Source organism: uncultured Gilvimarinus sp. (assembly GCF_963972205.1).
In the GTDB taxonomy this organism is placed as follows: domain Bacteria; phylum Pseudomonadota; class Gammaproteobacteria; order Pseudomonadales; family Cellvibrionaceae; genus Gilvimarinus; species Gilvimarinus japonicus.
This window is the reverse complement of the sequence record NZ_CAXAUC010000002.1, coordinates 120,641-133,679: the sequence shown is the minus strand read 5'-3', so window position 1 is coordinate 133,679 and position 13,039 is coordinate 120,641. Positions and strand designations below refer to the sequence as shown.

Genomic DNA, 13,039 nt, shown 5'->3' with positions numbered 1-13,039 from the left:
CCTTACTCTCTAAACTAAATGTAAATTCAATGAAGCACCAAGCGGCAGCTTAAAGCGCTACCACCCGATACTGTTCGTCTTGCTTAACCAACTCTCGATCGCAACCAAGGCCGGCTAATGCAGCGCGCGACTCTGCGCTAACCACGCGTTCACCCTCGGCCCGCAAGGCGCCAATAGCGGCCCACTGTGCATCACTACCATCGTTTACCACGCCGATCAAAATGCCCTTATCGGCACTGAGCAAGCCCAACTTGGACAGCGCAGTAATATCCACCGCAAAACCGGTAGCAGGACGACGGCGACCAAACACCTCACCAATGTGATCGTAGCGACCACCGCTGGCAATGGGGTTGCCGTAGCCGGGCGCAAAAGCGGCAAACACCAACCCGGTTAAATAGTGGTAACCGCGCAGCTCACCCAAATCAAAGTACAGCTCAACCTCGGGGTAGCGCTGCTCGATCACATCGGCAATACCGGCCAGCTGATCAACTGCGGTAACCGCATCGCTCGCCACGGCGGCAAAAAGGGCGCGAGCATTGGCCAGAATTTCACGGCCGCCGGCCAAGCCGGGCAGCGCCAGCAGCACTTTTGCGATAGCTGGCGTGCTGATATTGTCAGCCACCCACTGCTCGATCTCGGCTACTGCCTTGCGTTGTAGCATGGCAAAGAAGGCGTCTTTGAGGGCCGGCTCTACATCCACTTTAGCCATTAACGCGCGGTAGATGCCCACATGGCCCAAATCGATGTGCAAACGGGGCAAACCCGCCGTGCGCAGTGACTCGGCCAGCAGCGATACGACCTCGGCATCGGCCGGTAAACCCGGCTCGCCGTATAGCTCAACACCGGCTTGAATCGGGGTGCGGGTCGCCAGCGGATTTTTTGGTTTGGTGTGCACCACATGGCCGGCATAACACAAGCGGTTAGCGCCATCGCGCTTGTAGCTGTGAGCGTCCATACGGGCAATTTGCGGGGTGATATCGGCGCGAATACCCAGGGTGCGCCCACTGAGCTGATCGGTGACCTTAAAGGTCAGCAAATCCACATCGCGGCCCAGGCCAATAAGCAGTGAATCGGTGTATTCCAGCAGGGGCGGAATCACCATGTCATAACCCCAGGTGCGGTAAAGCTCCAGCAACCTGCGGCGCAATAATTCTATCGGCCGTGCCTCGGCAGGGAGGATTTCTTCCACCCCATCAGGCAACAGCCAGCGATCGGCGTAAGTCATAACAGACTCTGTCGGTTCGTTTTACGTTCAGCCAGCAGCATTCAAACCGCAGGCAAAAAAGGGTTTAACAGATGAGGCAGCGGCAGCAGGCAAACACCAAACACACCGCGCTCGTCAGATTGATCGGTGCGAGACCACTCTCCTGACACAAAAAAACCGGGCCTTACGGCCCGGCTGGGGGATTTTACCATCTTTCCGTGGCAAATGTTGAGCGATAAATCGCCTATTTTGTGCCCTGTGGATCCTTCAAGTAGCGAAAGAATTCACTCTCGGGGTCCACCACCATCAGGTCGCTCTTATTGGCAAACGAGTTTTTGTAAGCCGTTAATGAGCGGACGAAAGCGTAGAAGTCGGCATCTTGCTGATAGGCCTCGGCAAAGGTCGCTGCGGCAGTGGCATCGCCTTCACCGCGGATCTTTTCGGCATCGCGATAAGCATTGGCCTCAAGCACTGCCACTTGTCGGTCGGCATCGGCGCGAATTACTTCGGCCTGCTCGGCACCTTTAGAGCGGTACTCACGGGCTTCTTTTTCGCGGTCGGCAGACATCCGGTCGAACACCGATTGGCTCACGTCTTCGGGCAGGTCGATGCGCTTAACGCGAATATCCAACACCTCAATACCCAACAGCTCATTGGCGGTTTGGTTGAGTTCGACGGTCAGCTCGTGCATCAACTCGTCGCGCTTACCTGAGACCACCTCGTGCAAAGTGCGCCCACCGACTTGGTTACGCAGCACATCGGCAACCCGGTTGGCCAAACGGCTGGCGGCAACCGTTTCGTCGCCACCGGTGGTTTTGTAATACTTCTGCACATCCTGCACCCGCCATTTAGAGTAAGAGTCGACAATCAGACGCTTATTTTCAATGGTGTAAAAACTTTCAGGACGAGCATCGGTAGTCAAAATACGGCCATCAAATTTACGCAACTTGTCAGCAAACGGAATTTTGACGTGCAGCCCCGGTGCCACGTCAGGGTTAATCAAGCGACCAAAGCGCAGCACTACCGCACGCTCGTACTCGGATACGATATACACACTGTTGGCGCCCACCGCAAGCAGGATGACAACGGCAATCAAGCCTAAAAATGAACGATTAGACATTAGCGCACCCCCTGACGAGTATTGTTGTCACGGCCAAGCTGGCGCGACACATAGTCACTGATCTGGCGCAATTGATCTTGCGTGAGCGTTGCCCGCGCAGGGCCACTGGCATTAGCGCCCTCTTGCATCAGCTTGTCCAGCGGCAAGTACATCATGTTATTGCCACCTTCGACATCGACCAACACCTTAGAGGCATTGCCCATCACCTGTTCAACCGCCTCGATATAGAGACGCTCGCGAGTCACTTCTGGCGCTTTTTTATACTCAGCCAACAAGTTCAAGAACCGTGAAGTTTCACCTTCGGCGCGACTGGTTACCTCGGCGCGATAGGCCTCAGCCTCTTCTAGCAGACGCTGCGAGCGACCACGAGCACCGGGCACCACGCCATTGGCGTAGGCTTGTGCTTCGTTTTTAAGGCGCTCTTCATCCTCTTTAGCTTTGATCACATCATCAAAGGCAGCGCGCACTTCCTCGGGCGGGCGCCCCTCTTGAATATTGACGTCGCGCACTAAAATACCGGTACCGTAACTGTCGAGGTATTGCTGCAAGCGCGCTTCCACTTCGTCGGCTATTTTGCCACGACCTTCAGATAACACTTGCTCAAGCTCGGTCGAACCCACCACGTGACGCAGCGCCGAATCAGCCGCATGACGCAAGCTCACCTCGGGGTCGCGAACATTCAACACATAGGCTTTTACGTCGTTGACGTTGTACTGCACGGTAATCGGCAGCTCAACAATGCTTTCGTCTTCGGTCAACATCAAGCCACGGCTTGGGTATTGGCGCTCTTCGGTCACGTTCTCGATAAAGACCTCGGTAACCAAGGGCGCATTCCAGCCCAGCCCCGGCTGCTTAATCTCGTGAAAGGCACCAAAGCGCAACACCACGGCGCGCTCTTTCTCATCAACCTGATAAATACCGGCAAACAAGTAAAGCAACGCACCTATCACCAATACGGCAATAATCAAGGTGCTAAAGCTGCCACTACTACTGCCACCGCTGCCGTTATTACCTTTGCCCGAACCGCCAAACAGGCCGCTGAGCTTTTCCTGTAGCTTTTTCAGGGCTTCATCCAAATCCGGCGGGCCATCGCCTTTATTACCATTGCGGTTACCCCAAGGGTCTTTATCGCCGCCTCCCGGTTCATTCCAGGCCATAGGTTTACTCCAGTTATTAAAATAAAAGGTAAGCACAAAGGGCTAACCCGCCCCGTGTGCTTACCTGGAAATTCGGTTTTCTTATGTGCCATTGGATTCTAGCAAATACTGCGCGTTAGGGGTGAACTCACGCACTTACAAACGGCTTTAGAAGTTTTCTGCCAACTGCTGGGGTGGCTCTACGTCCTCGACCCAGCGCAGCTGGTCAAACTGAACATCAACAGCACTCAAAATACGCAATAAATCGCTCGCCGGGATACGCAACGTCAGCACACTGGCGCCATCATCGCGATAGCGCTCACCGCCAATGGCGTTTTGCTCAAATAACCGGGCGCGCAGGCGACCATCAGCGGGAGACAAAATCAACTCACCCTGAATGATCTCCTCACCCAATAGCTCAGATATCGCCTGTTGCAACAGCTCACAGCCAGCGCCGCTTTGCGCCGATAGCCATACCGCGACAGGGCTGCCGGTATCATTTCGGTCAATGCGAGGCTCCAGCCCAATCAGGTCCACTTTGTTGTAAACCCGAATTTGCGGCAGCTCCGAAGCGCCAATTTCGTCCAGCACCTCGTCAACTTGCTCGATATAGTGCATGCGCTCATCGGCGGCCGAGTCGATTACGTGGAGCAGCAAGTTAGAGCTCGCCGCCTCTTCCAGCGTCGCCCTAAAGGCCTCCACTAGTTTGTGCGGCAAATGGCTGATAAAGCCCACGGTGTCGGCCAAGATCATCGCGCCAATATCATCTTGCTCGACTCGCCGCATGGTCGGGTCGAGCGTGGCAAAAAGCTGATCTTCGGCAAAGACATCGGAGCCCGTAATGCGGTTAAACAACGTCGACTTGCCGGCGTTGGTATAACCCACCAGTGACACGGTCGGAATCGCCGCTCGCTGACGAGCGCGGCGGCCCTGCTCACGCTGGGTACGCACTTTAGATAAGCGCTTCTCGATCGTGCTAATACGGCCGCGCAATAAACGACGGTCGGTTTCCAGCTGAGTCTCACCGGGGCCACGCAGACCAATACCGCCTTTTTGGCGCTCCAAGTGAGTCCAGCCGCGCACTAAACGGGTCGACATGTGCCTAAGTTGCGCCAGCTCTACCTGCAATTTGCCTTCAAAGGTACGGGCTCGCTGGGCAAAAATATCCAAAATCAGGCCGGTCCGGTCCAGCACCCGACACTCCAACGCCTGCTCTAGATTGCGCTCTTGCGAGGGGCTGAGGGTGTGGTTAAAGATCACTAGCTGAGCCTCGTGCTCAATCACCAGCTCTTGCAGCTCTTGCAGCTTACCCGTGCCGACAAAATATTTGGCGTGGGGACGCGCGCGCGAACCAAACACCATGGTGACAGGGTCACCACCGGCTGACAGGACTAATTCTTCAAATTCGCGGGGGTCTTCGGGCTCTTGGCCACTAGAGATATCCAAGTGAACCAGCACCGCCAGTTCACCTGAATCGGGACGATCAAAAAACAATGACTTACCTCAAAGGTTGGTTATTCGCCCTGTCCTTCGTCGTCACCCTCTCCCTCGCCTTCGGCGGGGTTGAGCAGCGGCACACGAACAGCGCGCGACGGAACAACCGTAGAAATGGCGTGCTTATACACCATTTGGCTGACCGTATTTTTCAGCAGCACCACAAACTGGTCAAATGACTCGACCTGGCCCTGCAGCTTAATACCGTTCACTAGATAAATAGATACTGGAACCCGCTCTTTGCGCAGCACGTTCAAGTAAGGGTCTTGTAAGCTGTGCCCTTTTGACATTTTTGTTCTCCTTTAGATAATAAATATACGCCTAAGTCTTTCAGATCGATCTGAAAGGGGGCGATGATAAGCATGAAAAACTGACTAGGGTTTTCACAGTTATATTATATGGCCCCCGATGGCATGAAATTCAAGCTAAATCGTATAATTTCTTCACGAGAATACGCTTTTCCATCGATATTTTGACTAAATAGCCAATTTGCCCCCTCCCAACCACGCAACCAAGTGAATTGACGCTTGGCCAGTTGCCGGGTGGCAATCACACCGCGCTCGATCATTTCATCGTAACCGAGGCGACCATCGAGGTAGTCCCACACCTGACGATAACCGACCGCGCGAATCGCGGGAAGTTCGCTGTGTAAGTCGCCCCGGTGATACAGCGCCTCGACCTCGGCCACTAAACCGGCCGCCATCATGGCGCTAAAGCGCCGCTCAATACGTTGATGCAACACGCTGCGATCGCGCGGCGCGATCACCAGCTGGGTCAAATTGAATCGATCGGTAAAAACCGGGCCTCGCTCGCGCGCCTGCTGCTCACGCAGCTCGGTCATGGTTTGCCCTGAGCTTAGGTACACCTCAAGCGCCCGGGATAACCGCTGGGAATGATTCGGGTGAATCTCGGCGGCCATTTTAGGGTCGACCTCGGCCAGTTGGCGATGCACAGACTCCCAGCCGTGCTCGCGGGCGTCTCGTTCAATACGCTCACGCACGGCGGAGTCAGCCGCTGGCATCGGCGCCAAGCCGTCCAGCAGCGCCTTAAAGTACAGCATGGTGCCGCCGACCAGCAGCGGAATACGACCGGCGGCGTGAATATCGGCAATCTCGCGCTCGGCGTCACTGACAAAGTCCGCCGCCGAGTAAGGCTCAGCTGGATCGCGAATATCAAGTAAGCGGTGCGGTGCGGCGGCCTGCTCGGCGGCGCTGGGTTTGGCAGTGCCAATATCCATACCGCGGTACACCAAGGTCGAGTCCACACTCACCAGCTCGACCGGCAAGTGGTCGCGCAAACCGATTGCTAAATCTGTCTTGCCGGAGGCGGTGGGCCCCATTAAAAAAAGCACTTGGGGTTTGTAATCGCTCACTATTATTGCCCGCGCATAAAGAGCTTATCCAGCTCATCCAGCGACTGCAGCGTCCAGGTCGGACGACCGTGGTTACACTGACCGCTGCGCTCGGTGGCTTCCATATCGCGCAGTAGCGCGTTCATCTCGGGGACGGTTAAGCGCCGGTTAGCACGCACCGAGCCGTGACAAGCCATGGTCGATAAAATCTCGTTCACATGCTGCCCCAGACGTTCGCTGGCGCCGTGTTCGATTAAATCGCTCAGCACATCGCGCACTAACTGATCCACCTTGGCGCCATGCAAAATAGAGGGCACTTGGCGAATCAACAAAGACTCGGGCCCCGCGCGCTGCAGCTCAAAACCCAGCGCGGCAAAAGTATCTGGGTTATCTTCGGCGCAAGCGGCTTCTTTTTCACTGACCGCCAGAGTTGCCGGTACCAACAGGGGTTGAGCCTGAATCCGCCCCTCGGCAAATGAGGTCTTCATGCGCTCGTAGGTAATACGCTCGTGGGCCGCGTGCATATCGACGATGATCAAACCCTGAGCGTTCTCGGCCAGAATATAAATGCCTTTAAGCTGCGCGATAGCAAAACCGAGCGGCGGCACCTCGCCTTCAGCATCATCAATATCCGCCAAGCGGCTCACCGATGCACTAGGGGCATAGCCACCACCGGTGGCTGGCGAGTAACCCTGAGGCTGCGCCTCGGCCACGCCCGCAGCGCCCTCACCCATAGCCGCAGGAAAGTAGCTGGCCCGCCAATCACCGTCGGGGCGCGGCTGCTCGAATGAACGCCCCGACAAGGCCATGGCCGACTGCTGCGACATTTGCCCGGCGGCGTTATCGGGGATTTTTTCCGCCTCGGCACGCTCGCGCTCGAGCATGGCGCCCGGCGTTACCTCGGCTAGGGCATGGTGCAACGAGCTAAAAATAAAATTGTGTACCGTGCGGCCATCGCGAAAGCGCACCTCGTGCTTGGTGGGGTGAACATTAACATCCACCGTCGCGGGGTCGACTTCCAAATAGAGCACATAGGCCGGGTGCCGGCCGTGATACAGCACATCTTGGTACGCCTGGCGCACCGCGTGACTCACAAGCTTGTCGCGAATCGAGCGCCCATTCACAAAAAAATGTTGTAAGTCAGCCTGCGAGCGGGAGAAGGTCGGCAGCGCCACCCACCCCCACAAACGCAAACCAGCGCGCTCGATATCCAAGTGCACGGCGTTGTCCATAAATGCCGGGCCGCACACCTGGGCCACTCGACGCTCGCGCTCGGCTTGCCCGACACCGGGGCGCCAGTTGTGAATCGCCCGGCCGTTGTGACGCAAAGTAAACGCCACATCAAAGCGCGACAGTGCCAGGCGCTTAACCACATCTTCTAAGTGGTTGTACTCGGTTTTTTCGGTGCGTAAAAACTTGCGGCGCGCGGGCGTGTTAAAAAATAAATCGCGTACCTCGACAGTGGCGCCTCGCGGGTGAGGGGCGGGTGAAAGCTCGGCCTCCATATCGCGGCCCTCGGCCATCACTTGCCAGCCGGCACCGGTCTCGTCGGTGGCGCTAGTGAGCGCCAAACGCGCCACAGAGCTAATACTGGCCAGCGCTTCACCGCGAAAACCCAACGTCGCCACCGCCTCAAGGTCGTCCAAGTCCATAATTTTACTGGTGGCATGACGCGATAGCGCCATGGCGAGATCTTCTTTATCAATGCCAAAGCCGTTATCGCGCACACGCATTAATTTAACGCCGCCGTCTTCAACCTCGACATCCAAGCGCGTCGCGCCGGCATCAAGACTGTTTTCTAGTAGTTCTTTCACCACGGACGACGGCCGCTCGACCACCTCGCCGGCGGCTATCTGGTTGGCAAGGCGGGGGCTTAATAGCTTAATTTTAGCCATAATAAATAAGAGTTACTGCCGTTTAAGAGGTGGGAATCCGTAGGGTTTGCCCCACCTTGATGGTTTGAGAGTTCAGATTATTCAGCTGCTCTAGCTGGCTCACGCTCACGTTAAAACGTTTGGCGATCTCACTTAAGGTATCACCGCGGGCGATGATATATTCCGTCACGCCACCGCCCGGACCAAACTTTTTGTTGGCCAAGTAAGTGCCTGCGGGGGGAAACTGATTAAAATACTGCTCGATACCTTTAAGCAACTGCGCCGCCAATTTTGTGCGGTAACGGCTGCTGGCTAAGTTTTTAGCCTCGGTAGGGTTTGAGATAAACCCCGTCTCGACCAAAATAGACGGTACATCCGGCGATTTAAGCACCGCAAAGCCCGCCTGTTCGACTTGATGCTTATGCAAGTGTGCCACCTGTCCCATAGACTTTAAAACGTAATCGCCCACTTGCAAGCTTGCGCCCAGCGTGGCGGTCATGGATAAATCCACCAACACACCGGCCAGCACTTCGTCTTTATCCTCTAAGCTAACACTGCCGACACCGCCAATTAAATCCGACTCGTTTTCTCGTTGCGCTAAAAAACGAGCCATCTCACTGGTGGCGCCGCGGCGCGACAAGGCAAACACAGAGGCGCCTTTGGCCGAGGGCTTGGTAAAGGCATCGGCGTGAATCGAGATAAACAAGTCAGCCTGCATTTTACGCGCAATATTGCGCCGCTCGCGCAGGGCCACGTAGTAATCACCGGTGCGCACTAATTTAGCCACATAACCCGGCCGATTATTAATCGCACGAGCCAGCTCTTGGGCGATCTTAAACACCACGTCTTTTTCGCGCAGCCGATTGGGGCCGGAGGCGCCCGGGTCTTCGCCACCGTGACCGGCATCGATGGCGATAATAATATCGCGCATACTGCCGCTCGCCTCTTCTGGCGGCTGAGTTACCGGCGACGGCGGACCAGCACTTGTGGGGCCACGATCTTTTAGGTCAACAACTAAGCGATCGGCCGCGCCCGCTTGGCGCTGCAAGAAAAAACTGTCGGGGTTCACCTTGGTCGATAAATCCAACACCACCCGCAAGTTGCTACCATCACGCGGTGCGTAGCGAATTTCTTTAATAGGGGTTTCGCTTAAGTTAAGTGACGCTAAATCGGCCTTAAAGCGCGTGTTGCTCACATCAATCACTACCCGGTCGGGGTTATCTAAGGTAAATAAGGTGTGCTGCGCCGGGCCAGACAAATCAAACACTAAGCGGGTGTGATCAGGTGCGCGCCAAAGTCTTACACTGTCGACATCTACTGCCTGCCCCAATAGCGGCCACCACAAGGCACACGCTAGTAGTAGCTGGCCTAAGCGACGCGCCCGCAGGGGCTTAAGTAGTGTCAAAATGGTTCGCGGCATATCATCGTTTTTTAGTGTTTAAAAGAAGTAGCGGTTTAAGAGCGTGCAGGCATTGCGGCCAGCACCGCCGCACCAGTATCGGTATGCGCCTCCAGCATAACAAGACGCCCCCCCGCTTGCACCTTGAGCGCAGCGGTTAGATCCGGCTCCGGCAAAATACCGGCGCCGCGCACGGGCCACTCAATCAGGCAAAGGCTATTGTCGGCAAAGTAATCGCGAATGCCCATATACTCCAGCTCTTCCGGGTCACCCAAACGGTACAAATCAAAGTGGTACACCGTACGCGCAGGCAGCTCGTAGCCTTCAACCAGCGTATAGGTCGGGCTCTTAACCGCGCCTGAATGACCAAAGTAACGCAACACGCCGCGCGTCAAGGTGGTTTTACCCGCACCTAAATCGCCATCTAAGTGCACGCTAATACAGCCTGAGCAATGTGCTAGCTGCTCAGCCAAGCACTCGCCAAACGCGACCGTCGCCGACTCGTCAGCCAGCCAGGTAGACCACTCAGTCACCTAAAAGCTCCCCCACATACGCCAGAATGTCCGTTGCCAGCAAGCTCAACTGCCCGCCATCGGCCGCCGCCAAATCAGCAGCATGGGCGTGCACGCTGGCGCCCAGATTGGCCGCGTCATAGGCGTTTAGCCCTTGTGCTAACAGCGCCCCCAGCAAACCGCTTAGTACATCGCCCATACCGCCGCTGGCCATACCGGGGTTGCCGCCGCCAATAATGTTAACCGGCCGCTGGGCACCGGCCACTAACGTGCCTGCGCCTTTTAGCAGCGCGACGCCACCGTATTGTTGTTGCAGCTTTTGTACACTGGCGAAGCGCTCGGCTTGTACCTCCGCACTCTCACAACCAAGCAGGCGCGCCGCCTCACCTGGGTGCGGCGTTAGCAGCCAGTTGTCGCGGGTTTTACCCGCTGGCCACAGACGGCCCTTAGCAATTAAATTTAATGCGTCGGCATCCAGTACTAAGGGTAAGTCGGTGGCCAACGCCTGCTGCAGCATTTGCTCAGACCAAGGCGATTGCCCGAGCCCCGGCCCCACCACCAATACGGTCGGGCGAGCCAGCCACGGCTCGAGCTCTTGGCCCGAAATAACACCACAGGCCATTACCTCGGGCTGGCGCGCCAGCATGGCGGCCACGTGCTCGGGCCTTGTGGCCAAGCTCACTAAACCGGCACCACCGCGCGCCGCGGCCTCGGCGGCCATCATTGCGGCGCCACCGTGGCCCACATCGCCACCGATTACCATCACGTGACCAAAATCACCTTTGTGAGCATCCGCTTGGCGTTCGGGCAGGGTGGCTCGCAAGCTCGCGAAATCTTGCCGACAAACCGTAGCCTCAACCTCGTGATAAATCTCATCGGGCGCGGCTAAATCATCAAATACCAGCTCGCCGCTCAGGGCTGGGCCACGGCCGGTAAACAGGCCGCGCTTTTTACCGATAAAGGTCAGGGTAATATCGGCGTTAATCGCCACGCCCAGCTCGGCACCGGTGTCGGCACACAGGCCCGAGGGGATATCCAGTGCCAGCACGGGTAATGGGGTGCTGTTAATCTGCTCGATAACTTTGCGATACTCGGGTCGCACCTCACCGCTTATACCAGTGCCCAGCAAACCATCGACAATTACGCCGCTGGTGGGCGCGGGGCCCGGCGGCATCATGACCACGCCCTCTTGGCGGGCGTATTCGTAAGCGGCGCGCGCAGCGGCGCTGAATTTTTCTGGCTCGCCCAACAGCACCACGGTAACCGGTATACGGCGTGTCGCGGCCAATGCCGCCACCACAAAGCCATCGCCGGCATTATTGCCCGCGCCGGCAAAAATCGTAATCTCGTCTGGCTCACTAAAACGCTCTAGCAGTAATTCAAACGCGGCGCGGCCGGCGCGCTTCATTAGTGCCGCTGCCGGTACGCCGCTGGCGATAAACGCGCTGTCAAGGGCGCGCACTTGAGCGGCGGTGTAAAGCGCGGTCGATCGTGTGATGGCACTCATAAAATAGGGAAACCCGCAAAAGTTGGGACAAAAATCAGTACAATAAGCCGACAAAACGCCAGCCCGTATCGTAAAAACGCCATTATAGGGGATGCACGCAAGCAACACTATGCAACAACCAACATGCCGCCCAACGGACGCCAACGAGAACTATTTTGACCACCACCTTTGATTGGGAGCAACTTGCCCGCGATATTAAACGCTGGGGCCGCGAGCTGGGCTTTCAGCAGGTGGGCATCACCGACACCGACCTCGCCCAACAGGAGCGTGCGCTACAGGCATGGCTGGCAAAAGGCTATCAGGGCGATATGCAGTGGCTCGCCGAACACGGCAATAAGCGCTCGCGCCCGGCCGAGTTAGTGCCAGGGACACTGCGAGTCATCTCAGCGCGGATGGATTATTTGCCCGGCGATACGCAGCAAATAAAAGTGCTTAAAAACCCCGAAAAAGCCTACGTTTCTCGCTACGCACTGGGGCGCGACTACCACAAATTAATTCGCAAGCGCCTAGCCACGCTGGGGCACAAAATTGAAAGCGCCCTGCCCGATGAATTAAAGCCCAAGGGCGATCAACAAATGCGCGCGCTGGTAGATAGCGCCCCGGTCATGGAGCGCCCGCTGGCCGATAAAGCTGGCCTGGGCTGGACCGGCAAACACACTTTAATACTCAACGATAAGGTCGGCAGTTGGTTTTTTTTGGGCGAACTCTACACCTACCTGCCACTGCCGATCGATGTCAGTGAGCAGCCCAACCGCTGCGGCGACTGCACCGCCTGCTTAAAAGTCTGCCCCACCGACGCCTTCCCCGAGCCCTACACACTGGACGCCCGGCGCTGCATCTCGTATTTAACCATCGAGCACAAAGGCGCGATTGCCGAGGAGTTTCGCGAGCCTATGGGCAACCGGGTATTCGGCTGCGACGATTGCCAGGCCATATGCCCTTGGAACAAATACGCCACGCCTACCCTTGAGCCCGACTTTTTACCGCGCCACGGGCTGGACAACACCGACCTGCTCACGTTGTTTAAATGGGACGAGGCGACGTTTTTAAAAAACACCGAGGGCTCGGCCATTCGCCGAATCGGGTTTGAGCGCTGGCAGCGCAACCTCGCCATCGGCTTGGGCAATGCGCCCTCACAAGCAGACATTATCACCGCCCTCGAGCAGGCACTGGGCCATGTTAGCCCCATGGTCGATGAACACATCCAGTGGGCCCTTGCGCAACAGGCCAACCCCAACCGGCGCCGGCGGCGTAAAATCAAACAGCCGTCCAGTAAGCGATAACACCCCCGAAGCAACCGGTTTCAAGGTCTTATTAACCCTTCACTATTGCCGTCATAGTCAATAAAAATAGGCCCTGACAAGCAAAAGCCCAGATTTTCGGGTACAATTGCCGCCCTCTGTGGCCCAGCCGCAAATGCCCAGCAACACCTGACGGCGTTA

General features: G+C 56.7%; 11 protein-coding genes. 1 reads left to right on the top strand and 10 read right to left on the bottom strand.

Annotation, left to right across the window (positions count from 1 at the left end):
* Positions 1-49: 49 nt before the first annotated feature.
* The 10 genes from AACY82_RS05135 to AACY82_RS05090 all read right to left on the bottom strand — a co-directional run bounded on the left by AACY82_RS05135 (position 50) and on the right by AACY82_RS05090 (position 11,597).
* Positions 50-1,225: an ATP phosphoribosyltransferase regulatory subunit gene (locus tag AACY82_RS05135; RefSeq protein WP_339615710.1), complete on the bottom strand. Its 1,176-nt coding sequence runs from the start codon at positions 1,223-1,225 to the stop codon at positions 50-52.
* Positions 1,226-1,448: 223 nt separating this feature from the next.
* Complete coding sequence (gene hflC / locus AACY82_RS05130; protein ID WP_339615709.1) at positions 1,449-2,324, bottom strand: protease modulator HflC; 876 nt, start codon at positions 2,322-2,324, stop codon at positions 1,449-1,451.
* Positions 2,324-3,481, bottom strand: a complete 1,158-nt coding sequence (hflK, locus tag AACY82_RS05125; protein ID WP_339615708.1) for an FtsH protease activity modulator HflK — start codon at positions 3,479-3,481, stop codon at positions 2,324-2,326. The genes hflC and hflK overlap by 1 nt, the downstream gene beginning before the upstream one ends.
* A gap of 147 nt (positions 3,482-3,628) precedes the next feature.
* Entirely contained in the window at positions 3,629-4,954 is a 1,326-nt protein-coding gene (hflX, locus tag AACY82_RS05120; protein ID WP_339615707.1) for a ribosome rescue GTPase HflX, read from the bottom strand.
* Between the two features lie 20 nt (positions 4,955-4,974).
* Entirely contained in the window at positions 4,975-5,244 is a 270-nt protein-coding gene (hfq, locus tag AACY82_RS05115; protein WP_339615706.1) for an RNA chaperone Hfq, read from the bottom strand.
* Positions 5,245-5,348: 104 nt separating this feature from the next.
* A complete protein-coding gene (gene miaA, locus AACY82_RS05110; RefSeq protein ID WP_339616062.1) occupies positions 5,349-6,293 on the bottom strand; it encodes a tRNA (adenosine(37)-N6)-dimethylallyltransferase MiaA in 945 nt (314 codons plus the stop codon).
* Positions 6,294-6,328: 35 nt separating this feature from the next.
* Positions 6,329-8,200, bottom strand: coding sequence for a DNA mismatch repair endonuclease MutL (gene mutL, locus AACY82_RS05105; RefSeq protein WP_339615705.1), 1,872 nt, complete (start codon positions 8,198-8,200; stop codon positions 6,329-6,331).
* A gap of 22 nt (positions 8,201-8,222) precedes the next feature.
* Entirely contained in the window at positions 8,223-9,599 is a 1,377-nt protein-coding gene (locus AACY82_RS05100) for an N-acetylmuramoyl-L-alanine amidase (protein WP_339615704.1), read from the bottom strand.
* A 35-nt stretch (positions 9,600-9,634) separates the two neighbouring features.
* Positions 9,635-10,111 carry a tRNA (adenosine(37)-N6)-threonylcarbamoyltransferase complex ATPase subunit type 1 TsaE gene (gene tsaE / locus AACY82_RS05095; RefSeq protein ID WP_339615703.1) on the bottom strand — a complete coding sequence of 159 codons (477 nt, stop codon included), beginning with the start codon at positions 10,109-10,111 and terminating at the stop codon, positions 9,635-9,637.
* Positions 10,104-11,597 carry an NAD(P)H-hydrate dehydratase gene (locus tag AACY82_RS05090; RefSeq protein ID WP_339615702.1) on the bottom strand — a complete coding sequence of 498 codons (1,494 nt, stop codon included), beginning with the start codon at positions 11,595-11,597 and terminating at the stop codon, positions 10,104-10,106. Before AACY82_RS05090 ends, tsaE begins: the two co-directional genes overlap by 8 nt.
* Positions 11,598-11,752: 155 nt before the next feature.
* On the opposite strand from AACY82_RS05090, the gene queG reads away from it, so the two are divergent.
* Complete coding sequence (gene queG, locus AACY82_RS05085; protein WP_339615701.1) at positions 11,753-12,880, top strand: tRNA epoxyqueuosine(34) reductase QueG; 1,128 nt, start codon at positions 11,753-11,755, stop codon at positions 12,878-12,880.
* The last annotated feature ends 159 nt before the right edge of the window (positions 12,881-13,039 follow it).

What these genes read in the sequence shown, in the direction of transcription:
- miaA (WP_339616062.1), bottom strand. Translation starts at nt 6,293, where the DNA reads ATGGGGCCCACCGCCTCCGGCAAGACAGATTTAGCAATCGGTTTGCGC.
- AACY82_RS05100 (WP_339615704.1), bottom strand. Translation starts at nt 9,599, where the DNA reads ATGCCGCGAACCATTTTGACACTACTTAAGCCCCTGCGGGCGCGTCGC.
- AACY82_RS05090 (WP_339615702.1), bottom strand. Translation starts at nt 11,597, where the DNA reads ATGAGTGCCATCACACGATCGACCGCGCTTTACACCGCCGCTCAAGTG.
- mutL (WP_339615705.1), bottom strand. Translation starts at nt 8,200, where the DNA reads ATGGCTAAAATTAAGCTATTAAGCCCCCGCCTTGCCAACCAGATAGCC.
- hfq (WP_339615706.1), bottom strand. Translation starts at nt 5,244, where the DNA reads ATGTCAAAAGGGCACAGCTTACAAGACCCTTACTTGAACGTGCTGCGC.
- hflK (WP_339615708.1), bottom strand. Translation starts at nt 3,481, where the DNA reads ATGGCCTGGAATGAACCGGGAGGCGGCGATAAAGACCCTTGGGGTAAC.
- hflC (WP_339615709.1), bottom strand. Translation starts at nt 2,324, where the DNA reads ATGTCTAATCGTTCATTTTTAGGCTTGATTGCCGTTGTCATCCTGCTT.
- AACY82_RS05135 (WP_339615710.1), bottom strand. Translation starts at nt 1,225, where the DNA reads ATGACTTACGCCGATCGCTGGCTGTTGCCTGATGGGGTGGAAGAAATC.